General features: G+C 36.4%; 18 protein-coding genes. All 18 read right to left on the minus strand.

The window, feature by feature from the left end; all coding sequences use genetic code 11:
- Nucleotides 1-30 precede the first annotated feature (30 nt).
- Nucleotides 31-1,536, minus strand: a complete 1,506-nt coding sequence (araA, locus tag CJ739_RS04535; protein ID WP_117172868.1) for an L-arabinose isomerase — start codon at nucleotides 1,534-1,536, stop codon at nucleotides 31-33.
- A 74-nt stretch (nucleotides 1,537-1,610) separates the two neighbouring features.
- A complete protein-coding gene (locus CJ739_RS04540) occupies nucleotides 1,611-3,200 on the minus strand; it encodes a solute:sodium symporter family transporter (protein ID WP_117172870.1) in 1,590 nt (529 codons plus the stop codon).
- Between the two features lie 42 nt (nucleotides 3,201-3,242).
- Nucleotides 3,243-3,950: an L-ribulose-5-phosphate 4-epimerase gene (locus tag CJ739_RS04545; RefSeq protein ID WP_205419402.1), complete on the minus strand. Its 708-nt coding sequence runs from the start codon at nucleotides 3,948-3,950 to the stop codon at nucleotides 3,243-3,245.
- A 170-nt stretch (nucleotides 3,951-4,120) separates the two neighbouring features.
- Entirely contained in the window at nucleotides 4,121-5,800 is a 1,680-nt protein-coding gene (locus CJ739_RS04550; protein WP_117172874.1) for a ribulokinase, read from the minus strand.
- Nucleotides 5,801-6,088: 288 nt separating this feature from the next.
- Nucleotides 6,089-6,775, minus strand: coding sequence for an NUDIX hydrolase (locus tag CJ739_RS04555; protein WP_117172876.1), 687 nt, complete (start codon nucleotides 6,773-6,775; stop codon nucleotides 6,089-6,091).
- 26 nt (nucleotides 6,776-6,801) lie between these two features.
- Complete coding sequence (fsa, locus tag CJ739_RS04560) at nucleotides 6,802-7,458, minus strand: fructose-6-phosphate aldolase (RefSeq protein WP_117172878.1); 657 nt, start codon at nucleotides 7,456-7,458, stop codon at nucleotides 6,802-6,804.
- An 11-nt stretch (nucleotides 7,459-7,469) separates the two neighbouring features.
- Entirely contained in the window at nucleotides 7,470-9,518 is a 2,049-nt protein-coding gene (locus CJ739_RS04565; RefSeq protein ID WP_117172880.1) for a transketolase family protein, read from the minus strand.
- Nucleotides 9,519-9,778: 260 nt separating this feature from the next.
- Nucleotides 9,779-10,114, minus strand: coding sequence for an L-rhamnose mutarotase (locus tag CJ739_RS04570; protein ID WP_117172882.1), 336 nt, complete (start codon nucleotides 10,112-10,114; stop codon nucleotides 9,779-9,781).
- Between the two features lie 6 nt (nucleotides 10,115-10,120).
- On the minus strand, nucleotides 10,121-11,440 hold the full coding sequence (gene fucP / locus CJ739_RS04575; protein WP_117172884.1) for an L-fucose:H+ symporter permease: 1,320 nt from the start codon (nucleotides 11,438-11,440) through the stop codon (nucleotides 10,121-10,123).
- Between the two features lie 37 nt (nucleotides 11,441-11,477).
- Nucleotides 11,478-12,269 carry an SDR family oxidoreductase gene (locus tag CJ739_RS04580; RefSeq protein WP_117172886.1) on the minus strand — a complete coding sequence of 264 codons (792 nt, stop codon included), beginning with the start codon at nucleotides 12,267-12,269 and terminating at the stop codon, nucleotides 11,478-11,480.
- Between the two features lie 3 nt (nucleotides 12,270-12,272).
- Nucleotides 12,273-13,100, minus strand: coding sequence for an amidohydrolase family protein (locus CJ739_RS04585; RefSeq protein WP_117172888.1), 828 nt, complete (start codon nucleotides 13,098-13,100; stop codon nucleotides 12,273-12,275).
- Nucleotides 13,097-13,957 carry a fumarylacetoacetate hydrolase family protein gene (locus CJ739_RS04590; protein WP_117172890.1) on the minus strand — a complete coding sequence of 287 codons (861 nt, stop codon included), beginning with the start codon at nucleotides 13,955-13,957 and terminating at the stop codon, nucleotides 13,097-13,099. The genes CJ739_RS04585 and CJ739_RS04590 overlap by 4 nt, the downstream gene beginning before the upstream one ends.
- Before the next feature lie 58 nt (nucleotides 13,958-14,015).
- Nucleotides 14,016-14,789, minus strand: a complete 774-nt coding sequence (locus CJ739_RS04595; protein WP_117172892.1) for an SDR family NAD(P)-dependent oxidoreductase — start codon at nucleotides 14,787-14,789, stop codon at nucleotides 14,016-14,018.
- A gap of 14 nt (nucleotides 14,790-14,803) precedes the next feature.
- Complete coding sequence (locus tag CJ739_RS04600) at nucleotides 14,804-15,817, minus strand: zinc-binding alcohol dehydrogenase family protein (RefSeq protein ID WP_117172894.1); 1,014 nt, start codon at nucleotides 15,815-15,817, stop codon at nucleotides 14,804-14,806.
- Between the two features lie 34 nt (nucleotides 15,818-15,851).
- Complete coding sequence (locus CJ739_RS04605) at nucleotides 15,852-17,516, minus strand: UxaA family hydrolase (protein WP_117172896.1); 1,665 nt, start codon at nucleotides 17,514-17,516, stop codon at nucleotides 15,852-15,854.
- Nucleotides 17,517-17,876: 360 nt separating this feature from the next.
- Nucleotides 17,877-18,752: an AraC family transcriptional regulator gene (locus CJ739_RS04610; RefSeq protein WP_117172898.1), complete on the minus strand. Its 876-nt coding sequence runs from the start codon at nucleotides 18,750-18,752 to the stop codon at nucleotides 17,877-17,879.
- 194 nt (nucleotides 18,753-18,946) lie between these two features.
- The gene (locus CJ739_RS04615) at nucleotides 18,947-21,376 is read right to left on the minus strand and encodes a glycoside hydrolase family 2 TIM barrel-domain containing protein (protein ID WP_117172900.1); all 2,430 of its coding nucleotides are present in this window, start codon (nucleotides 21,374-21,376) and stop codon (nucleotides 18,947-18,949) included.
- A gap of 9 nt (nucleotides 21,377-21,385) precedes the next feature.
- The gene (locus CJ739_RS04620; RefSeq protein ID WP_117172902.1) at nucleotides 21,386-24,910 is read right to left on the minus strand and encodes a malectin domain-containing carbohydrate-binding protein; all 3,525 of its coding nucleotides are present in this window, start codon (nucleotides 24,908-24,910) and stop codon (nucleotides 21,386-21,388) included.
- Nucleotide 24,911 lies beyond the last annotated feature (1 nt).

Raw genomic sequence — 24,911 nt, forward strand, 5'->3', positions numbered from 1 at the left:
AACAGCTTTTCGTTTTATCAGTTATAATGGCTAATACCCTTTATTCAGAACATAAGCTGCATCATTCCAACGAAGCTCTTGTTTAAATCTATATAAATCGGTTTTTTCATCTATTAATAAAAACTCGATGTCCATAATTTCTGCAAAATCTTCTAACGATTCAGTAGAAATATTTTGGCTGTAACAAGTATGGTGTGCGCCACCTGCATAAATCCATGCTGCCGCTGCTGTTTGCAAATCTGGTTTTGCATCCCAAAGGACGCGTGCAACAGGTAATTTAGGAAGTTCGTCTTTAATTTCTACAGCCTCTACCTTGTTTACCAACATTCTAAAACGGTTACCCATGTCTACCACCGATGCGTTTAGTGCACTTCCTGCGCCACCATTAAACACCAATCTTACGGGATCTTCTTTACCTCCAATTCCTAAAGGATGGATTTCACAAGACACATCGCCTTTAGCAATCGTTGGACAAATTTCTAACATGTGAGAGCCTAAACAGGTCATATTATCTGGATCGAAATGATACGTGTAATCTTCCATAAAACTGTTTCCACCTTCTAAACCGGCACCCATAACTTTCATGGTACGCACTAAAGCTGATGTTTTCCAGTCGCCTTCTCCACCAAAACCATAACCACTTGCCATTAAACGCTGTGTTGCAATGCCTGGTAATTGTTTCATGCCATGTAAATCCTCAAACGTATCGGTAAATGCTGTATAACCACCGTTTTCTAAAAAGGCACGCATACCCAACTCTATTTTGGCTGCGTCTTTTAAAGAAGCACGCATGGCGCCATCTGATTTAATTTTGGCAGCCATTACATAGGTATCATCATACTCCTGCACAAGATTATCAACTTGTGCATCGGTAATTTGATTTATATAATCCACTAAATCGCCAATACCGTAACCATTTACTTCGTATCCAAATTTAATTTGAGCAGACACTTTATTTCCGTCGGTCACCGCAACTTGTCGCATATTGTCACCAAAACGGGCTACTTTCATACGTCTGCTATCGGCTACTGCATTCGCTACACGACACCAATCGGCTACTTTTTTAATAACCTTTTCGTCTTTCCAATGTCCTACTACCACCTTGCGATTTAATCGAAGTCTAGATGCTATAAATCCAAACTCACGACCACCATGTGCCGATTGATTTAAATTCATAAAATCCATATCGATAGTTCCCCAAGGAATATCTCTATTGAATTGTGTGTGCAAATGCAAAAATGGTTTTTGTAATGCATTCAAGCCTGCAATCCACATTTTAGCTGGCGAAAATGTATGCATCCAGGTAATGATACCTATACAATTATCGTCATTGTTTGCTGCTTTACAAATAGCATGAATTTCTTCTGGCGATTTTACCGTTGGTTTAAAAACCACATTTACCGGAATAACGGTATTTGCGGTATAAGCATCTGCAATTTCTTTAGAATGTTCAGCAACCTGTTTTAATGTTTCAGGGCCGTATAAATGTTGGCTTCCGGTTACAAACCATACTTCGCCTAATTTTAAATTGATCATTTTTATTTTAAAAAGTGTTATTAAACTCGTTTAAACTTTTCACAATTGGCCAAAAAAGTTTAAACGAGTTCATATTATGATAAATAAATATAAAGTCCTATAACCATGGCCACAATAGCAAAACCTACAGGTTTTAAATATTCCCAAGAAGTGATATCGACTTGCTTGGTATATTCTTGGTCATAATCTGTTTCTCTTGGATAAAATTTACTTACAGCATACATGATGATTACAACAAGAACAAAAAGCATTCCCATTAAATGTAAGAAGTGCGGGAAATACGTACCCGATTCTATGCACATTGGTCTCACAACATATAATAAGATTAAATACGTAATGGCGCTAAACAAAATAGCAATGTTTGCTGCTTTTCCTGACACGCGTTTGGAGAAGATACCAACTAATATAATAGCTAAAATAGGCACACTGTGCGTACCGTTTAGCTCTTGTAAATAGGTAAAGATACCACCTTGAACACCATATAACAACGGTGCTATTGCCATAGAAAATATAGCTAAAACAGTTCCGAAAATTTTACCTGCTTTTACAGTTTGTCTTTCTGAAGCGTCTTTATTGATGTATTCTTTATAAAAATCCAAACCAAATAAGGTTACCGAACTATTTAAAGCACTGTTAAACGAACTTAAAATAGCGCCGAAAAGTACTGCTGCAAAGAACCCGATAAACGCTACTGGCAACACCGCTTTTACAAGCATTGGATAAGCCTCATCGGCATTTGCCAAATCGCCATTGAAAATATAAAATGCAATGATACCAGGTAATACCACGATAAAAGGCCCTAATATTTTAATGAATGCTGCCAATAAAAGACCTTTTTGACCTTCCTTTAAGTTTTTAGCACCTAAGGCTCTTTGAATAATAGCTTGATTGGTTCCCCAATAATAAAAGTTCACGATAATCATCCCAGTAAAAAGTGTCCAAAATGGTACATCGGAATCTGGTCCTCCAATAATATCAAACTTCTCTGGAAGTGCTTTAGTTAATGTGCTTAAGCCCGTAAACATATTACCATCTCCTATATACATCAAACCAAAAATTGGTATTAAAGAACCGCCTACAATCAATCCCACAGCATTTATGGAATCGGATACAGCTACAGCTTTTAACCCTCCAAAAATGGCATAAATACTACCTATTATACCAATAGACCAAACAGTAATCCAAAGTGTCGTTACAGGACCTGTCCCTAACATTTCGGGAATATCGAACATGGTATTTATCGCTAATGCTCCAGAATACAATACGGTTGGCAACATAGATATGGCATATCCTAATAAGAATAATAATGAAACAATGGTTTTTGTTGTTTTTCCATAGCGATTTTCCAGAAATTGAGGAATTGTTGCAATACCACCTTTAAGGTATTTAGGCAACAATATAAACGCCGTAAATACCATAGCAATAGCAGCAACAACTTCATAAGCCATAATTGGCAGACCGTCCCTGAACGATACACCATTCATCCCTACAATTTGCTCGGTAGATAAATTGGTTAATAATAAAGACCCCGCAATAACTGGTCCCGTAAGACTTCTTCCTCCTAAGAAATAACCATCAGATGAATTCTCATCGGTTTTTCGTGTAGACCACCATGCGATAACAGCAACCAGTAAAGTAAAAGCAGCAAAAGATAAAATACCCATATTAATTTAATTTAGTTAATTATTTAGTTTACAATTATTTATTTAACAACCTTGTCCGTAATAAGCATCTTTGCCATGTTTACGGTCGTAATGTTTCTTTTTTAATGCATCTTTTAAAATAGCTGCATTCGGATTAATTTGCAAAGTTAAATAAGCCATTCTAGCAACTTCTTCACAGACAGCACTATTATAAACAGCTTTGGAAACGGTTGAACCCCAGGTAAATGGCGCATGGTTACCAACGAGAATCATACCTACTTCATTATAATCCAACCCACGTTCCTTGATGCAATCAATAATTTGATACCCCGTCATATGCTCATAATCGCCCGCAATATAATCATCTTTCATTGGTGGTGCACAAGGAATATTAGAAATTAAATGATCGGCGTGTGTAGTGCCAAAAATTGGGATATCCTTTACAGCCTGTGCCCATGCAGTTCCGTAAGTTGAATGTGTATGTACAACACCTCCGATTTTTTCCCATTCTTTGTATAAAACGGCATGGGTTTTTGTGTCGGACGATGGACGCATATTGCCTTCAACTATTTTAGCATCAAAATCGCAAATGACCATATCTTCTGGTTTCAAATCCACATAAGGCACGCCACTTGGTTTTATGGCAAATACGCCTTTACTTCTATCTACGGCACTTGCATTTCCAAATGTAAACAGGACCAAACCTAATTCTGGAAGCTGCATATTGGCTTCGAAAGCTTCTTCTTTTAATGATTTATATGTACTCATGATGTTTGGTTTTTGGTTGATGGTTGTTGGGTTTTGGTTGTTGGTTGTTGGTTGTTGGTTTTTGGGTCTTGGGTCTTGGTGAAATGTTTCTTCTCTTTTCTATTTTCTCTTCTCTATTCTCTTACTTCTCTTTTCAACTCTTAACTCAGAACTCAGAACTTTGAACTCCAAACTTACCTGTTTTTCATAATATGATTTTCCATAGCCATACATAGCTCGCTATAGTTATTATAGACTTCTTTGTAAGCTTCGGCATTTTCTTTTATTGGCTCATAGACTTTTTCAAAAGGACTTGCCATCGCATCCATTGCCGTTTCGGTGTCTTGATGAATTCCTGCCGCCACAGCTCCAAATATAGAGGCTCCTAAAGCACATGCTTGCTCAGATTTGGCTACTTTAATTGGTGCATTTAAAACATCTGCCATAATTTGCATTACCAATGATGATTTTTTTGCAATGCCCCCTAAAGCGATAACACCTTTTACGGGAATGCCTTCACTAATAAATCTGTCAGCAATTTTTTTAGCTCCGAAACATGATGCTTCAACTAATGCTCTAAATACTTTAGGCGACGTGCTTCCTAAATTGATTCCAGAAATCACTCCTTTTAAATTTTGATTGGCATCGGGCGTTCTTCTACCATTCATCCAATCCAAAGCTAATTCACCCGAAGCACCGATTGGTTCTTTAGCCGCTGCTTCACTTAGTTTTGGTAGGATGTTCGCTATGGATTCTTCAAGCAGTTTCGCTTTAACATCTTCATTAATTAAATTTGAATTTCCAATAAGCTCTATAATAGGCCATGAAATCAAACGTTCGTACCAGGCATAAATATCACCAAAAGCCGATTGTCCAGCTTCTAAGCCTAACATATTGGGAATTACCGACCCATCTACTTGCCCGCAAATACCTTTAACTAAATGTTCATTTTCTTGTAATGGTGTTACCAAAATATCGCAGGTAGAAGTTCCCATAACTTTGGTTAAAAAGTAAGGCTCTATATTTACACCAACTGCACCCATGTGACAATCGAAAGCACCTACGGCCACTACAACCGAAGTTGATAACCCTAGGCGTTCTGCCCATTCTTGAGATAATGTTCCTGCTGATATATTTGATGTGTGGGTTTCTTTATATAGTCTTTCTGTTAATCCATCCAAAACAGGATCTAAAGCCACAAAAAAATCGTTAGGAGGTAATCCGCCAAACGACTCGTGCCATAAGGCTTTATGACCCGCAGCACAACGGCTACGTTTCATTTGATTGACGTCATTTCCACCTGTTAATAGAAACGGCACCCAATCACAATGTTCAACCCATGAATACGCATTATCTAAAACGCTTTTATCTGCTCTTGAAACATGAAGGATTTTTGACCAAAACCATTCCGAAGAATAAATACCACCTTCGTATTGGGAATAATCGATGTCCCATTTCTTACATAAGGCATTTATCTCATCGGCTTCTTTAATACCTGTATGGTCTTTCCAAAGTACAAACATCGCATTTGGATTTTCTTCAAAACCTTTTAGCAACGCCAATGGTGTTCCTGTTTTATCAACTGCTACTGGTGTGGAACCTGTTGTGTCGACACCAATGCCTACAATGTTTTTCACAACCTCATCACTTACTTGGGAAACTACCGATTTAATAGTGCTCTCAATACCCTCAACATAATCTAAAGGATGTTGCCTGAATTTATTTTTTGAAGGCTCGCAATATTTGCCTTGTTTCCAACGGGCATAATAATGAACAGCTGTGGCCATTTCTTCTCCCGTTGCCGTATTTACTATTAATGCCCTAACAGAATCGGAACCAAAATCCATTCCTATAGTGTATTTTTCGTTACTCATAATTTCAATCTAAATATACAGTTATTGAACTCATTTAAAATTTTTCAATTTGCTAAAAAATTGCTGATTTCAGCTCTGTTTTTGCCTTTTCTTCCTTCCGTAGCGCTGCTATGTAACTCAAAAAAAGCCTTCAACAGAACTAAAATCCCCTAATTTTCGCTTAATTTCAAAAATTTTAAATGAGTTCATTGGGTACTATTTGAAATTTGCGATGCAATATAATATTAAATTTTTCAAGTGTTATAAAAACACTTATGATTTTAGACAAAAAAATAATCTTTAGGGATTTTAAAGATTAAAATTCTGTTCTGTTTGGTACAGAGCTTCGTCGAATGTGTAAAAATAGGCCCCTTTTCTAGATTCGGACATATCTTTTTCATTCAATCGAACCAAATAATTCATTTGCGACACTTTGCGTCTAAAATTTCGTTTATCGAGCGTTTCGTTTAAAATGCCTTCGTAAAGCATTTGTAACTGGGGCAGCGTAAACTTAGCTGGCAACAAATTAAAAGCTATCGGAAAATTTCTAACGCGACGCCTTAATCTTCTTATGGCAGATTCTACCATCTCTTTATGATCAAAAACCAATTCAGGCAACTCTTCAATAGGAAACCACTTCGCATTATATTTGCTAATCTGTTCTTCGTTATACTCCGATTTTAAAATCATGGCACTATACGTAATAGAAACCACATGTCCTGAAGAATCCCTACCTGCTTTGCCAAAAGCTTTTACTTGTTCCATATAAATATCTTCTAAACCGGATAGTTTATACAGAACTCGATTGGCGGCTTTGTCTAAGTCTTCATTTTCTCCAACAAAACCACCAATTAAGGACCATTTACCCTTTTCGGGCTCAAAACCTCTATGAATTAATAACAGTTCTAATTTATTATCATTAAACCCGAAAATAATACAATCAACAGCTAATTTTATCTGTTGCAATTCTCGGTATTCTTTATTATAAACAGTCATATTATTAACTCAATAAACAATTACTGTTATTTGTTTCCTTTTTGGTAATCTAATAAAAATTGAGCCAAACCACTATCAGTTAAAGGATGTTTTAACAAGCCTTTAATAGCAGACAATGGCCCCGTCATAACGTCCGACCCTAATTTAGCACAATCTATAACGTGCATCGTGTGACGTACTGAAGCTGCTAAAATTTGAGTTTGGAAACCGTAGTTATCGTAAATAAGTCTAATTTCTGAGATTAGGTTCAAACCATCGGTAGAAATATCGTCTAATCTTCCAATGAATGGTGACACATACGTAGCACCTGCTTTAGCTGCCAATAAAGCTTGACCTGCTGAAAACACTAAGGTTACGTTGGTTCTAATACCTTTGTCTGAAAAATATTTACATGCTTTAATACCATCTGCAATCAGTGGTAATTTAACCACAATTTGAGGATGTAAAGCTGCTAAAGCTTCTCCTTCTTTTACCATGCCTTCAAAATCGGTTGAAATCACTTCGGCACTTACATCACCTTCTACTAAATCACATATTTTTTTGTAGTGTGCTAAAATGTTAGCTTCACCTGTAATACCTTCTTTTGCCATTAATGATGGGTTTGTAGTAACCCCATCTAAAACACCTAATGCTTGTGCTTCGGCTATATCGTTTAAATTTGCTGTATCAATAAAAAATTTCATATCGTTTCGTTTTATATTGTCTTTAATACTGTTTTTAAATACTCTAATACTTGTTTGCTTACTTTTTCGCCTGTAAAGCCGAATTTATCGTCCAATACATTTGCTGGTGCCGAATACCCGAAATGGTCTAATCCGAAAACTTTTCCGTTATCGCCTACAAGTCCTTCTAAGTTTACTGGCAATCCTGCAGTTAAACCAAATAGCGGTTTGTCTTTAGGAATCACAGTATTTTGATAGTCTTTAGATTGAAGTTTGAACAAGCCTTCTGAAATTATTGAAGCGATGTTTACTTTCAATCCGTTTTCTGCTTCTAAAATTTCAGCAGCAGCCACTAATGTTGCCACTTCTGATCCGTTAGCGATTAAAACCACATCTGGATTTTCAACTTCTTTCACTAAATACCCGCCTTTTTCAGCAGCTAAAGCTTCTTTATATCTTGAAACTCCTATTGCTGGAATGTCTTTAATATTTTGTCTTGACAGTATCAATCCCGTTGGTGTGCTTTTATTTTCCAAAGCCATTTTCCATGCTACACTTGTTTCTGCAGAATCGGCAGGACGCAAGGCTAAGAAACTTGGTTTGCCACTATGGTTTTTAAGTTTTTCCAATAAACGAATTTGAGCTTCTTGTTCTACTGGTTGGTGTGTTGGTCCATCTTCTCCAACACGGAATGCGTCGTGCGTCCACACATATTTAACTGGCAATTCTTGAATACCACTTAAACGAATGGCTGGTTTCATATAATCTGAAAATACAAAAAATGTAGCTACTACAGGAATAATCCCTCCGTGTAATGCTAAACCGTTTGCTATACACGCCATGGTTAATTCGGCAACACCAGCTTGTAAAAAGGCGCCGCTAAAATCACCTTTTTTAAGGGCGTGTGTTTTCTTTAAGAAACCATCGGTTTTATCACTGTTAGATAAATCGGCAGAAGACACAATCATGTTCTCCACTTTTCCAGCTAAATATCCTAATACCCCCGATGAAGCAGCTCTAGAAGCTAAGCCTGCTTTGTGTTCAATAGATTCGAAATCCAATTCCGGTAATTCACCAGATAGGAAGAAATCTAATTTCTCAGCTAGTGCTTTGTTAGAAGCTCTCCAAGCTTCAATTTCAGCTTTCTTTTCGGCAGCTTTTGCTGTTTTTTCTTTTAAAATATTTTTATATAATGCTTGAACATCCTCAAAAATATCAAATGGGCTCTCTGGATTTGCCCCTAAGTTTAATAAGGTTTTTGTATAATCTGCTCCTGTATGACCAATGGGTTGACCGTGTAACTCACAATGTCCTTCAAACATACTACCATCAGCTGCAACGGCACCTTTTCCCATGATGGTTTTACCAATTATTAAGGTTGGTTTTTCGGTTTCATTATTAGCATCGGTTAAAGCTTTTCTAATTTCATCGTGGTTATGTCCGTCTATAGTCACCACTTTCCAACCCCATGCTTCGTATTTCATGGCAGTATCTTCGGTAGTTACTTCATCTGTAGCCGTTGATAATTGAATATCGTTTGAATCGAAGAACATGATAAAATTGCTCAATCCTAAATGACCTGCAATTCTACCAGCACCTTGGGAAACTTCTTCTTGCACACCGCCATCAGAAATAAAACCATATATTTTATGATTCATCCAATCTCCAAATCTGGCTTGTAAAAATTTAGCACCTATCGCAGCACCAATACCCATAGTATGTCCTTGCCCTAATGGCCCTGACGTATTCTCGATACCTCTTTTAACATCTACTTCTGGGTGCCCAGGCGTAATTGAACCCCATTGTCTAAAATTAGCAACATCATTTTTTTCATAATTCCCTAAAAGATAATACTGTGCATACATTAATGTAGACAAATGGCCTGCATCCATAAAAAAGCGGTCTCTAAAAGGCCACTCCATATCTGTAGGGTCGAAATTAAAGAACTCGGAGTATAGGATGTGCATAAAATCTGCACCGCCCATAGGGCCTCCTGGGTGTCCTGAATTCGCTTTCTCTACCATCGCTACAGCTAATGCTCTAATATTATCTGCTGCTTGTTGATCTAATTTTTTGTTCATTTTAATTGTGGTTAATTTTAATAGCCTGTAACTTAGCTTTAATTATTCAATGTCTGTTATTCAATGTCTGTTTTAAAATCGATGTGCAAAATTAAAACATTTTATCTAAACCGTATTACCTAATACATAGATATATTATGTTAAATCTATGAGATACATTTATTTGCAAATATATAATAATTATTTAATAAGTGTTTTACAAACACTTATTTTTTTAAGCAATATTTTAATGGGAAGATATAAATCGTATTTTGGATTTTTTAAAGTTTAAAGATTTCTTCTAAAAGAAGCCACTTCTCCCCTTCCTTAGCCATTGGTAATTTTTGCTGAAATTCCCACATTAAGGATTCCCATTCTTGTACTTTTGGGTTATTGGCATCCAATTCAGCTTTAGCTTCAAAAGAAAACGAGGCATTTACCTCTATTATCATAAACAATCTATTCCCTAGATTATAGATTTCCATATTTTCAATACCAGAATCCTTAATGCTTTTTAGCACTTCAGGCCATACGTTTTTATGAAGTTCTTTGTATGCTTCAATTAACTTAGGATCCTCTTTTAAATCGCAAGTAAGACAGTATTTTCTATTATTCATGATTGGTTAACTATTATATTTTGAATACACTCTTTTTCCATAAATCCCAATAACAATAAAACAAATAAGGGTTATTACAAAAGAAAAACGCATTTCTGTTAACCCAAAATAGCTAACATCTTCGTAACCTGCGCCTCCTAAATCCAGTATGGAGCCCTGCAATGGTGTTAACAAAGCACCACCTACAATCGCCATTACTAAAAAAGCGGCACCAAATTTCGCATCTTGTCCTTGCCCTTCTAAAGCAATGCCATAAATAGTAGGAAACATAATAGACATAAACACCGAGGTCGCTATTAAGGAATAAATACCCAAAAAGCCCGGTAAAATCATAGTGCCTATTGTTGTAAAGGATGCTCCTATAGCAAAATACATTAACAATTTACCCGAATTAATATTTTTCATTAACGCCGTACCAATCATTCTTCCTGTTAAAAATACTATATAGCCAGCTAAACCAAACCAAACTGCAGATTTACTGTCAATGCCTAAAGTTTCAGCATATTGATACACATAGGTCCAACACATAATTTGAGCTCCCACATAAAAAATTTGTGCAACAACACCGAATGCAAATTTTGGTTGGCTCCATAATCTTTTAACGGAATTAATAAAATTAACTTTAGCTTCTTGGTCTTTATTTTGTGGCATTTTCAATAAACTAATCATGATAAAAAACAACAAAACAACAAAACCTAAAATAACATACGGGTTTCGTATCACCTCTAAATCTGAAGTTTTAATGACTGCTTTCGCGGTCTCTGATAAGGTATCAAAAATGGGTTGTCCATCTGCCGTAGTATCATCAGATTTTAAAGCATTCAATACAAAGTTTTGGGCAATTAACAAACCACCTATGGATCCCATTGGATTGAACATTTGTGCAAAATTCAATCGTCTTGTTGCTGTTTCTTCAGCACCCATTGATAAAATATATGGATTTGCCGTAGTCTCTAAAAAAGCCAAACCAAAGGTTAAAATATAATACGATGCTAAAAAGAACCCATAACTTTCATACTGGGCAGCAGGAAAGAACAATAACGCACCTATGGCGTAAAGTGCTAAGCCTACCAAAACCCCTTTTTTATATGAATATTTATTCACAAATAAAGCTGCTGGAATAGCCATACATCCATAGCCCCCATAAAAAGCTAACTGTACATAGGAAGCTTCAACGTTTGAAAGTTCCAATACTTTTTGAAACGCTCTAACCATTGGATTGGTAATATCGTTGGCAAATCCCCAAAGGGCAAATAACGAGGTGATTAAAATAAAGGGTACAATAACCGATTTGGCTACTACTGGAATTTTTGTGGTACTATTCATTTTTGGTTTAGTTGGTTGATTTAAAATTTAATTTGGATTATTCAGTCAACAGTGATCGATCCAGATGCACGTAACCACCATCAACAATGATGTACTGGCCCGTCGTATGTGACGACCTATCTGAAATAGTAAATAAACAGGCATCCGCAATTTCTTCGGGTGTTGTCATTCTATTTTCCAATGGGATTTTTTTGACAATGGCCTTTAATTTTTCTTCGCCATTATCCAAAGTCTTGATCCAATTATCGTAAGCAGGCGTCCAGCTTTCTGAAATGATCAAGGCGTTAACACGGATTTTGTCCTTAATCAAATCGACCGCCCATTCTCTGGTCAAGCCCAATACACCCCCTTTTGAAGCAGCGTACCCGGAAGTACCCCCTTGTCCCGTCATACCCACTTTAGAACCTATGTTCAATATGTTTCCTTTTGACTTTTTAATATAAGGCAGACAATATTTCGTCATGACAAAAAAACTGACCAAGTTAAGTTTTAAAGACCACATAAAATCGTCAATGGACGCATCAAGACCCACACCATCGTTTACGCCAACATTATTAATCAAAGCGTCTATTCGACCGTATTTTTCAGCAATTGCTTTTACGGCGGCTTCAATTTGATCTGGTTGTGTTAAATCGGTTTTCACAAATAGCGCATCAATACCTCTTTCATGTAATTCCTTTTCATAACCATAACCACGATCGTTACGGCAAACAATAACGGGAATGGCACCTTCATTTGCCAAGCTCTGTACTATGGTTTCACCAATACTGCCCTTTATGCCCGCAGCACCTGTTACTACCACTACTTTATCTTTTAAATGTAAATCCATATCTTATAGATTATAAAATTTTATCGCATTGTTTCCCATGATATTATTTTTCTCGTGGGTACTTAATTTTGAAATAAAATTAGTTGTTAATTCCTTTACTTTTGAATAGTTACCAGCTACCAAACAAACAGGCCAATCGGAACCGTACAAAAGTCTATCTGTACCAAAGGCCTCCAAAACCAAGTCCATATAAGGTTGGATTTGTTCGGCGGTCCAACTTTTGTAGTCGGCCTCGGTAATCATGCCCGAAAGTTTGCAGTACACATGCTCTTGCTTTGCAATTTCCTGCATTAAAGTTGCCCATCCATCAAAAAAACCATCTTTAATATAGGGTTTTGCGATGTGATCAATAACGAATTTTTGATTTGGAAATTTTTTCACAAACTCTAAGGTCGCCCCTAATTGATGCGGAAAAATCAGAATATCATAAGTATAGTTATGCTTTTCCAATGATGAAATCCCTCTTAAGAAATTAGAACGCAGTAAAAAGTTATGATCGGGCTCACCTTGTACCACATGCCGAAATCCTTTTAGTTTTTCTTTACCTGTATAGGCTTCCAATTTAGCTTCAATATCATTAGCTCTTAAATCCACCCAGCCAACAACACCTTTAATAAAATCGTTTTCAGCTGCTAAACTTAAAAGAAAATTGGTTTCTGCAGGTGTTTGGTCCGCTTCAACAGCTACACAACCCTCAATACCATTTTCTTTATAAACCTGTTTTAAATCGGATGGCATAAAGTCTTTCCGAATAGCGGCCATAGCGTCGTCAATCCACGCATGCTTTACGGGTTCGTATTTCCAAAAATGTTGATGACTGTCTATGATCATTTTCCTGAATAAGCTACTACACTTTGTTTTGAAACTCCTAAGCCTTCAATACCTAATTCCATAACATCGCCCGGTTTTAAATATAATGGCGGAGTTAGTCCCAAACCAACTCCAAATGGTGTTCCCGTTGAAATAACATCGCCTGGAAGCAGTGTCATAAACTGACTGATGTAACTAATGGATTCTTCAATATTAAATATAAAATCTGAAGTCGAGCTGTTCTGCATCATGGTACCATTTAGCTTTAACCAAAGGTTTAGGTTGTTTGGATTTTCAATTTCCTCTTTTGTTGCTAAAAACGGTCCAAGGGGCGCAAAAGTATCGCAGCCTTTTCCTTTACACCACTGGCCTTCCTTTTCAATCTGGAACGCGCGTTCGCTAACATCGTTGTGCAGCACATAACCAGCAATATGGTCCATCACCTCTTCTTTGGAAATGTATGATGCTTTTTTTCCAATAACCACGGCAAGCTCTACTTCCCAATCGGTTTTTTCACTTCCTTTTGGAATAACCACATCGTCGTTAGGACCAACTATGGCTGTTGTCGATTTAAAAAACAATACGGGTTCATTTGGTATTTTCATACCTGCCTCGGCAGCGTGTTTTGCATAATTTAAACCAATGCAAACCAATTTGGAAGGACGGCAAATAGGGGAACCTAACCTGGTAGCTTCTGAAACTGGCGCACATGTCGCTTCGTTTTCCTTTAACCATTCATTTAATCGTTCAATACCATTGGTTTCGAAAAATTGTTCGGTATAATCTTCTCCAAAGTTTGATATATCTATTCTGTTTCCGTTTGGTAATTGCACGCCTGGTTTTTCTTTACCTACTTCTCCAAATCTTATAAGTTTCATCTGTTACTGTTTATTCGTTTATTTGTTGATTCGTTTATTTGTTTGTGCGCTAAATTGTTTAGCCGTTTAGTTTTATAAAGCCGCCATCTATTGGGAAATCGGTTCCTGTGATAAAAGAGGCTTCATCGGAGCATAAATATAATGCTAAATCCGCTACTTCTTGTGGAAGTCCCATGCGCCCAATAGGCTGTGTTTTGGAAAGTTTTTCGAACATTTCCTCTTCTTTGCCCGGGTAGTTATTCTTTAAAAACCCATCTACAAAAGGCGTATGGATTCTAGCTGGCGACATGCAATTGCACCGAATGCCGTAGGCTAAATAATCTTTAGCCACTGAATAGGTCATGGTAAGCGCAGCACCTTTGGACATGGAATAGGCAAACCTATCGGAAAGCCCTACGGACGATGCTATGGATGCCATGTTTAAAATAACACCACCATTTTTTTTCATGTGCGGAATCGCTGCAAAAATACAGTTGTAAACGCCTTTTACGTTCACGCTGTAAACACGGTCCAAATCGGCTTCCGGGGTGTTTTCCACATTACCGATATGGGCAATACCTGCATTGTTTATTAAGATATTAATAATGCCTTTTTCCGAAATGGCGTTTATGACTTCTACAACTTCTAGTTGGTTTGCCACATTGCATTGGTGCACATCTGCCGAACCTCCATTGGCTTCTATTTCACTTTTGGTTATATTGGCATTATCAATATGTAATTCTAAAATATGTATGTGCGCGCCTTGCTCTGCCAACGTTTTAGATATCGCTTTACCAATTCCGCTACCGCCACCAGTTACAATGGCTGTTTTGTTTTTAAGACTAAACTTCATTTTTTTACTTTTTACTATATAGAAAAATTAACCATTGCTTTTATGACTTTGGTTTTTGGATCTAACCACGAATCGAAATTTTCAATCATTTCTGTAAAATGCACTTGATGCGTTACAAAAGCCTTGGTTGGAAATTTATCAAGGTTTTGAATTACAAAATCGAAATCTTCCAATGTCGCATTTCTACTGCACATGATGGTAGATTCTTTAGCGTGGATAGCTGGATGGCTAAATACCAACTCGCCTTTAGACAAACCTACTAAAACGTATCTGCCACCATGCGACATGTAAGTTATACCACCTTCTAACGCACGTTTATTACCCGTACAATCAAAAACTGCCGTTGCCATATCTCCTTGGGTTATTTTGGAAATTTCTTCAACAGCTGTTTCAGAAACTTTTACCACATGCTTTAAGCCTATTTCGTTTTTTACAAACTCTAATCTGGCTTCATCAACATCCAAAGCAATAACCTCAGCGCCTTTAATTTGGGCTAATTTCATTAAACCAATGCCAATGGGTCCGCAACCAACCACTGCAATCGTTTCGCCTTTAAGCACATTTGCTCTTCTAATGGCATGTGCTCCAATTGCTAATGGTTCTACAATGGCCATTTCTTCATAAGACAAATGATTTGCAGGAATTAGCAAATCGGTTCTTACAGCAAACTGTTCTTGCATACCACCATCGGCATGAACACCTAAAACCCGAATGTTGCTACAACAGTTTGTTTTGCCTTGTCGGCAAGCCAAACACGTACCGCAGCTTACGTAAGGCATTATAATAACCTTGTCGCCGACTTTTAGATTTTGAGCATTTTCTTCTATTTCAAGAATTTCTGCTGCCAATTCGTGACCCAAAATTCTAGGGTAAGTAAAAAATGCCTGATTGCCAGCATAGGCATGTAAATCGGTACCACAAATACCAACTCTGTGTACTTTTATAAGGGCTTGGTTATTTTCTCTAATTGGAATTTCCTTTTCCTTTAAAGTAAATTTGTTTGGTTCTTCACAAACTATATATTTCATTTTACTTATGATTCTTTTACTAATTAATTAAAAATTACAATGACATCCCTCGTTTCCACGGAATAAAGTCATTTTGTTCTAAACTTCTCGCCTTAGTAGGTTTTCCGCTAGCCACTTCTATCAAATAATTTAATAAAACGTCTCCTGTTTCTTCAATTGTAGTCTCTCCATCAATAATTCCACCTGTATTAAAATCGATGACATCATGCATTCTTTGATACAGTCTTGTATTTGAAGACACTTTTATGACCGGGGTTATTGGGTTTCCCGTTGGTGTACCCAAACCTGTTGTAAATAAAATGACATTTGCTCCCGACCCTGCTAAACCGGTAGTTGATTCTACATCATTACCTGGCGTACATAATAAATTAAGCCCTGGCTTCACTACCTGCTCTGTATAGTCCAAAACATCTTCAACAGGAGATGTTCCTCCTTTTTTAGCGGCTCCTGCCGATTTAATCGCATCGGTAATTAAGCCATCTTTAATATTTCCGGGTGACGGGTTTGCCGAAAAACCAGAACCTAACAAGGTTGCCTTATTATTATATGACGTCATAATTCTTGAAAATTTATCTGCATTTTCTTTAGACTGACATCGGTTTATTAATTCTTGTTCAACACCATTTAGTTCTGGAAACTCAGACAATATGGTGGCACCGCCTAAACTAACTATAATATCTGAAACATAACCTAAAACTGGGTTAGCAGAAATTCCGGAAAAACCATCCGACCCACCACACTCTAAACCTATAACTAGCTTATCCAATTTTGCTGGTTCTCTTGTTGTTTTATTTGCTTCAATCAATCCTACAAATGTCTTTTTTACAGCTTCGGCCAATAATTCTTTTTCAGAATTAAGCGCTTGCTGCTCTAAAAAATAAATCGGTTTTTCTATATCTGGGGCTATGTTCCCTAATGCCTTTTTCAAAATATCTATCTGGGCATGCTGACAGCCTAAACTTAATATTGTTGCTCCGGCAACATTAGGGTTATTAATGTAACCTGCCAATAAATTACATAAAGTAACCGCATCAGATGTTGATCCTCCACAGCCTCCATCATGAGTTAAAAACCGAATACCATCCACATTTGGAAACAATTGATTTTTATAATCTTCTTCAGCTTCAATTAAAATATTCTTTGCTAAAAGCGTTTCTACTGAAGCTCCGGACTTATAATCTTCAATTAAAGTATCAATATTTAAATTTAAATGTTGTTTTTTACCAAAACCTAACTTATCCAATAAAGCTTTTTTTAAGACTTCGACATTTCTGTTTTGGCAAAATACCAAAGGAATAATCAACCAATTATTTTCTGTTCCTACCGATCCGTCTGCTCTGTGGTAACCTAAAAATGTTTTTTCTTTAAATTTAGTCACATCTAAAGGATGCCATGTTTTCTTTTCCTGAACATTTTTAGAACTATACTGTTCGGTATCATGTTCAATATTCGATATGCTTATGAGTCCTCCTCTAGGAATGTCTTTTTTTACTTTCCCGACTAAAACGCCATACATATAGATCGCATCTTCCTTTTTAAAATCTTGAATTGCAAATTTATGTTTTGCAGGGATATCTTCTGGAAAAACATATAATTGATTTTCAAATAACATACTTGTTCCTTGCTTTAAATCTTCTAAAGCAACTAGTATATTATCTTTGGTATCTATTCTTAATATTTTCTGTTTATTTTCAGCCATATCCACTAAGTTGTAACTGACAATATTATAAATTTTAAACAGTAAAATCTTCCTAAAACACAACTTAATATGATACTATTTTTGCCTAAAGCAATAAAAAAAGTTTAACAAAGCAAGAAAGATACTTAAAATAACATACACCTTTTCAATTAATTATCGAAGTGGTTTAAATTTTTTTCAATTGGCTAAAAAATCGCCCTTTTTTGCCCACTCTACATCTTTTTTTCTTTCCGTAGCGATGCTATGTAACTCGAAAAAGACTTCGATTGGACAAAATTGCCATTGCGCTGGCTGGCTCGTTCGCTAAAATAACCCACTGGGTTATTTTTTTACGCTCCGTCCTGCTTCAATCGAAAAAGTTTAAACCACTTCATTCTTTAAATGTGTTTTAATGTAACTAGATGGACTACACTTTTTAATAATTTTAAACTGTCTGTTAAAGTTTGAAACATTATTAAAACCAACTTCATAACAAATTTCCGATATATTAACTTTTTGCTCTAACAACAACCTGCATGCATAACCAATACGAATCTCGGAAAGATATCGCGAATATGTTTTTCCATTGACTCTTTTAAACAAGCGGCTAAATGCTGTGGCATTCATATTTGCTATTTTAGCAACCTCTACCAAACTAATATTTTCTTTAAAATGTTTAAATATATAGGCATAAACTCTATCGAGGGTTTCATTCTTCGTAACCTGAAATGATTTGATGTACCCTAGACTTGCCAATGATTTATAATTTTTGCACAAGGAAAGCTCATTCAAAATTCTTAAAAAAGAAATCGTTTTTTCAAAACCTTTTAGCTCAAGTAAGGTTTGTATTTCCTCAATTTGCTTTTGAGTCACATTTAGAAATTTAATCCCAAAACGAGCCTTATTAAAAAACTCTGAAAGATGCATCATTTCTGGTGTATCAAAAAAATGAGTTCCCAAAAAGTCCTTTTTAAAATGAATGGCAATTGATTTCGCTTTAAGCGTTGATTCTTTAGCAAAATAGGACTCATCATTTAACCACATATGAGGTGTGTCCTTACCCACTAAAAACACATCGCCTTTTTCAAACTTTTCAACACCATCACCGACAAAACAGGTCCCTTCACTTTTTAAAACAGCTACAAGTTCTAATTCCGGGTGATAATGCCATATCTTTAAAAAATTAGCACCTTCATTTACTCTAATAGTAAACGATGTATCTCTAGGTGTACTTCTGTCTATTAAATGAAGTTTCATTTATTATTATTTAGCTTAGCTATGAAACCTTTCTCTTAGAGACTTTTTCGGTCTGTAGCTATGGCTATGAATCCCTCCCTCGCGGCAGTCTGGCTCCTTCGCTAAAAAGGTCTCCCAGACCTTTTTTATACGCTCGGCCCTGTCTGATGAAAAAATACACTATAAAATATTCCAAAAAAAATTTAGACAGTCTCTTAATCTACATTTATTTGAATTTCACCAGCCTGTAATCCGTTGGCACTCGTAGCTTTTAAAACTATATTTTCGGGTTTACCGTTAGATTGAATAATAATTAAACATTTACCGTTAAACGCTTTTATTTCTTTGGCTTTAAATGAAGATAAATTAGCTTGATAGCCATTATCTACGCCAACAATTTTACCGCCACCTTCAACTTCAAAATGAATTAAGCTATCTGCCTTTGGAACAAAATGCCCTTCAGAATCTAAAATGTTTACGGTTACATATACTAAATCGTAGTGGTCTCTTTTAACTTGTTCTTTGTTAGGAACCAGTTCAATTTTAGAAGCTTCACCTGCTGTATGGATTTCTTTTTCCAAAACCACTTCTCCATTTTTTCTAGAAACAGCTTTTAGGGTTCCTGGTTGAAAATTAACCTGCCAACACAGATGTAAGTCGTCATCTTGTTTTGATTTGGCACCTAATGATTCACCGTTTAAAAATAGCTCCACCTCATCGGCATTATTATAATATGCCCAAATGTCTACCTCTTGACCTTCCTCCCAATTCCAATGCGGGAACAGATGTAAGACAGGTTTATTTGTCCACTCGCTTTGGTACATATAGTACACATCTTTCGGGAAGCCTGCTAAATCAACAATACCGAAATACGAACTTCGTGCTGGATAGGGATACGGAATAGGTTCACCTAAATAATCGAAGCCCGTCCAAACAAATAACCCAGCAATAAAATCTAATTTTTTAATGGTTTTCCATGTCTCTTCATGAGTAGAACCCCAATAGGCAGATACTTGATCGAAAGCAGAAACCGTAAAATCGTCATTCCCATCAAACGGCATATTATGTGCTGGCGGCCATCGTTGTATGCTATCGGAAGGCATACTGTAATGCCCTCTGGTTGCTAATGCCGACATACTTTCGGAAGCAAGTATTTTTTCACCTTTAAATCTTACAGGAAAATCTTCGTAGGCTTCGTGTTTATAGTTAAAGCCTAATAAATCGAGTACTCCCGATTGGTAAATAAAGTTTTTATCTGGCTCATTTTCGGTTAAGGCACAGGTTACCGGTCGTGTAGCGTCTAAACTTTTAACAATGTCAACCAGTTCTTTGGTAATTGTAATGCCCGTTTTATCAAATTGCTCACGGATTTCGTTACCAATACTCCACATCATTACCGATGGATGGTTTCTATCGCGTTTTATTAAATCTTCTAAATCTTTTTTATGCCATTTATCCCAATCAATGCTGTAATCGAACTTCACTTTTTTCTTTTTCCAAACATCAAAAGCCTCATCTTGAACTATAAAACCCATTTGGTCGCATAATTCCAACAACTCAAAAGACGGTGGATTGTGCGCTGTGCGTATGGCATTAACCCCCATATCCTTTAAAATACTCAACTTTCTTTCAATAGCGTATTTGTTGGCAACAGCTCCCAAAGCACCATTATCGTGATGCAAACAAACGCCTAAAATTTTTGTTGGCACGCCATTAAGCGAAAAGCCTTTTTCAGCATCAAAATTAAAATAGCGAATACCAAGAGGTGTGCTATAATTGTCTACCAATTCAGAATCTTCATAAATTCTGGTTACAATGCGGTACATATACGGGTCTTCCAAACTCCAAAGTTTCGGATTTAAAACTTCTATATCAGATGCTTTAACTAATGATTTATTTGGATAAAGTTTTTCTAAGGTTGTTGCTTTTCCTACCTCTCTGTCATTGGCATCGTAAACCTTCGTTTCCAATTTAAACTTTTTAATTAATCTTGAATCGTTTTGAATCGTCACTTCATAATTAACCAATGCTTTTTTTTCTGTGATTTTTGGGGTTGTAATATAAGTTCCCCAATGGGCAACATGTAATTCTTCGGAAGCTACCAATCGTACGTTTCTGTATATACCTGAGCCTGTATACCATCTGGAATTTGGCTGTAACGAGTTATCTACTTTTACGGCAATAACATTGGTTTGCTCACCGAAATTCAAATAATCCGTTAAATCGTAAGCAAACGATATATATCCGTTGGGGCGTTTCCCTAAGTAATGTCCATTAATCCAAACTTCACTGTTTCTGTAAACGCCATCAAATTCAATGGAAACCAATTTGTTTACCCATGCTTCAGGGATGGTAAATGTTTTTCGATACCATCCTATTCCTGCTGGTAAAGCACCACCTTCGGGTTTGGTTGGATGTTCCTCACTAAACTCGCCTTCAATACTCCAATCGTGAGGTAAACTTAGTTTTCTCCAATCGGAACCTTGAAATTCCAACTTTGTAGCTTCAGGATGGTTTCCTAATTTAAAACTCCAATCGAAATTAAAATCTTCAACAATTCGAATATCTTTTTCTTCGAAACTGCAGGCAACAAGTAAGCAAAATACCGTACTTAATAAGGCAAAACGTTTTAATAACTCTGTCATTTTTATATTTTATTGAAATTCAAATGATTCTAATCGCAATCCTTTCATGCTATCCGATTCAATTTGAATTTTATAAGTCCCCGCATTGATATAGCCTCCCGAAGTGGTGTTTAAAATTTTCCACTTTTCATCGGCAACTGGAAACTCAATATCATCATTTCTAAGTAAAATACCGTTAGCATCTTCAATTTTGAGTTTTACTTTTACTGGGTAATTATTCATATTCATAAATCGGTAGCGTAGCAAATAAATATTTGCCACACCAGGATTTACTGTAAAAGTAATACTGTTTTTGGAATTTTCGGTAAACTCTATATAATCACTTTTCTTAAAAAATGCTTTTTCTACGCCAATTCCAGTAATTTTAGCGTCTTCGGCTTCTAATTTTAAAATAGTCCGGGTATCCTGTTCTTCCATGGAATAGGTTGGAACCACTGCTATGGAATACATCATGTCTTTATTTTGGTTTCCAAAAAGCACTTTTTCGCCTTTTTTCACTTCCTTTCGAAACACATGGAATGGTATGCCTTTTGAGTTTTGAGCTGTATCGGCTATTTTTTCATAACCCTCTAACCATGATGCTAATTGGTTAGCTTCACCATGAAACAAAACATAAACATGGGCATTTTCTTTGGATATAAACGAGCCAGAAACATGTGTTTTAAGTGCATTTGGAAAACGTAAATAATCGGCACCATAAACTTCTGAAGGTAATTTGGTAAATAGAATATCAGCATTTTTATACTGCTTACTATTATCGTCTAACCAAGAACCTATTTCAAATTCAATATTTGTTGAAACATCTAAAATATTTTTTGGAGACCCTTTGGCAGGTTTTATATCATTATTTTTTGTCGCAATAGCAATAGCTGAAATAACAGCTTGACTTGCCGACACATTTGGAAATGAAATAACCATTTTTCCATGTTCACTTTTAGCATGGACTACTTTTTTTAGTGCGGTATCGTGTCCAACTTCGCTCCAAATATCCAAATCTTTTAAAACCACTTTACCATTTATGGCCACATCAAATACACGCCAATCGCTACAATCCATACCGCCGCCAGTTCCGTACCAAGGTTCTGTGAAATAGAGTTCTACTTGATAATCCCCATCGGGTAATGGAAATTCATAACTTAGTTTATCGGCTCCATATCTAAAGTTCTGAAATAAACTCCAATCTTTAGTTCCTGCAATCGGGTCGTTTGTAGAACGCTGACTTGCATAAAATGCCGGTAGGTTTTCAAAGGCATCTGTCCATGATAACGAACCCCAAGTGTCCTCATCGGTTTTATGAACATCGGCTAACCATGTGTTTCCAAAAGCATCTTTATAATCGCCACCACCACTATTAACTCGATATACATAGTTAAAATCAGCTTCTGGTTTTAGAATGTCGTTTAAATCTGATACCATCTCATCAAAATTTGGTGCTTTTGGCAAGTTGTTTAAAACGATGTAATCCTTAGCAACTGCTTTACCATTTACATAGCCAACGGCGTATAGCACATTATAACTTATATCAACATGATTCCACTGAAAATGCTCTCCCAAACCAGGGTTTTTAAGTTTTCCTAAGGATTTATTATTTACATCATTAAACAACTCCACTTCATCACAATTGGAATACACATCGATGCCATTTTTTATACCTGAAGCACTCCAACGGTTAGGCCATGTATGCGACACAATATAAACCATGGGGTTTGTTTTGTTGGACACATAATTGGCACGGTACATATAAAAAGCATCCAATGGTTCGCCCCAAATGGTAAAAAGTCCTTTGTAATTTACAGGACCCACTTTATCAATATCTCTATAACCTTCGCCATTTTGGGTACGCCCAGGATTCTCATGAGAATATAATAGCCAGTGGTATTGACCAACGATTTTATCTTTAACGGATTCGGCTTCACGGACTTTAATTTCCATTAATTGCGAAAACCTATTTTCACTTAGTGCTCCTTTTTGATCAAACTCACCTTCGGTATGTAAATCGGCCGTTCTCCAAGCACCATATTCGCCATTTAAAAGTTGTTCTGTAAGTTCTTCACCATAGTTAAATGGGTCACCACCATAGGTTCCCGACCAGTTTTGAATCACGTTCCAATCGGTGCCTTCACCTCCGTTACATGTTGTTACGATGCGTTGTTTTGCCGATGTTGGATCTAACGCTCTTATGATTTGTGTACATGCTTCGGCAAATTCTTTTGGGATGGTGCTTTCGTTTTGTAAGCCCCACATAACAACCGACGGATTGTTTCTTCGTTCTTTAATCCATTCTCTTAAAAGTGTTTTGAAATTTTCTTTAAACTCGGGTGTATCGTACCAAATATGTGCTGAAAACTGACTCCAAAACAAAATACCGTCTTCATCAAAATGCTCTTGATATTTTAAATTATGAGGTTGATGTCCTTCGCGAAATGCATTATAGCCAGCAGCTTTTACTTGCGCTATTCTTGCTTTAATTTCGGTATCTGAAAAGGCATGGCTTTTCCCAATTAAGTGTTCGTATTCGCAAGTGCCATTAATAAACAGTGGTTCATCATTTATAAAAAACCTATTGTCGTTACCGCCTCTATTGATGGGCCAACTTACCCAACGAATGCCATAAGGTGTATGTAGCTCATCTATTAAATTACCGTTTTCATAAATTTTTGTTGAAAGCTGATATAAATAGGGATTCTTTGGCGACCAAAGTTTTGGATTTTGTATTTCGGGTAATGTTTGTTTTATTTCTTTTGAAGTTGAAAAGTCGGGGATTTCTGTTTTTACCGAAGTAACTTCATGACCATCTTCATCAAAAAGTGCATTTACAATACGGATGTTTTTAGATGCATCGCCATAATTTTTAAGTTCGGTCGTAACATGAAGTATGGCTTTTTCTTTATTCGTTTTATCATCATTCCAAATATGAACACCAAAAGGTTCAATTCTTACTTTATCTGTAATGACTAATGACACGGGTCTAAAAATTCCCATAGGCTGAGAACCTTCTGAAAACCCCCATTCACCCGAACAACCACCGCAAACCCAAGGTAAATTCGCAATAAACGCAGGATGTTCTGCTTTAACAACAATAGTGTTTTCTTTCTCGAAATTAACAGCATCGGTAATGTCTAATGTAAACGTGGTTCTTCCGCCTTTGTGTTCGCCAACTTTTTTGCCATTTACCCAAACGGTAGCATAAGAACTAACACCTTCAAAAAACAAAAAATGCTGTTTGTTTTTATTTGAAGCATCTAATTTTAATGTTTTTTGATACCACGCTGTACCATGTAAATTACCATGCGACATGCGGCGGTAGCCATAATATTGGTCCCAATTGTGTGGTACGGAAACTTGTTCCCAAGGAACATCTGTATTTATATTCTTTACAAAATCACTTTCAGATTGATTCAAACTATCTAAAATAATCGTTTTCCAATCGGAATTCAAAGACACTGTTTTACGAACTTCACTAACTCGACTTTCACTTTTACATGAAGCCAAACTAATAAAAAAGATAACCAATATGTAATGTATATACTTCATA

It is taken from the genome of Mariniflexile sp. TRM1-10 (assembly GCF_003425985.1).
Classification (GTDB): domain Bacteria; phylum Bacteroidota; class Bacteroidia; order Flavobacteriales; family Flavobacteriaceae; genus Mariniflexile.

Coding starts and splice junctions, on each gene's coding strand:
- CJ739_RS04565 (WP_117172880.1), bottom strand. CDS start 9,518: ATGAACAAAAAATTAGATCAACAAGCAGCAGATAATATTAGAGCATTA.
- CJ739_RS04605 (WP_117172896.1), bottom strand. CDS start 17,516: ATGGCTGAAAATAAACAGAAAATATTAAGAATAGATACCAAAGATAAT.
- CJ739_RS04595 (WP_117172892.1), bottom strand. CDS start 14,789: ATGAAGTTTAGTCTTAAAAACAAAACAGCCATTGTAACTGGTGGCGGT.
- CJ739_RS04580 (WP_117172886.1), bottom strand. CDS start 12,269: ATGGATTTACATTTAAAAGATAAAGTAGTGGTAGTAACAGGTGCTGCG.
- araA (WP_117172868.1), bottom strand. CDS start 1,536: ATGATCAATTTAAAATTAGGCGAAGTATGGTTTGTAACCGGAAGCCAA.
- CJ739_RS04615 (WP_117172900.1), bottom strand. CDS start 21,376: ATGACAGAGTTATTAAAACGTTTTGCCTTATTAAGTACGGTATTTTGC.
- CJ739_RS04540 (WP_117172870.1), bottom strand. CDS start 3,200: ATGGGTATTTTATCTTTTGCTGCTTTTACTTTACTGGTTGCTGTTATC.
- CJ739_RS04620 (WP_117172902.1), bottom strand. CDS start 24,910: ATGAAGTATATACATTACATATTGGTTATCTTTTTTATTAGTTTGGCT.
- CJ739_RS04585 (WP_117172888.1), bottom strand. CDS start 13,100: ATGATCATAGACAGTCATCAACATTTTTGGAAATACGAACCCGTAAAG.
- CJ739_RS04600 (WP_117172894.1), bottom strand. CDS start 15,817: ATGAAATATATAGTTTGTGAAGAACCAAACAAATTTACTTTAAAGGAA.
- fsa (WP_117172878.1), bottom strand. CDS start 7,458: ATGAAATTTTTTATTGATACAGCAAATTTAAACGATATAGCCGAAGCA.
- CJ739_RS04555 (WP_117172876.1), bottom strand. CDS start 6,775: ATGACTGTTTATAATAAAGAATACCGAGAATTGCAACAGATAAAATTA.
- CJ739_RS04550 (WP_117172874.1), bottom strand. CDS start 5,800: ATGAGTAACGAAAAATACACTATAGGAATGGATTTTGGTTCCGATTCT.
- CJ739_RS04590 (WP_117172890.1), bottom strand. CDS start 13,957: ATGAAACTTATAAGATTTGGAGAAGTAGGTAAAGAAAAACCAGGCGTG.
- CJ739_RS04570 (WP_117172882.1), bottom strand. CDS start 10,114: ATGAATAATAGAAAATACTGTCTTACTTGCGATTTAAAAGAGGATCCT.
- CJ739_RS04610 (WP_117172898.1), bottom strand. CDS start 18,752: ATGAAACTTCATTTAATAGACAGAAGTACACCTAGAGATACATCGTTT.
- fucP (WP_117172884.1), bottom strand. CDS start 11,440: ATGAATAGTACCACAAAAATTCCAGTAGTAGCCAAATCGGTTATTGTA.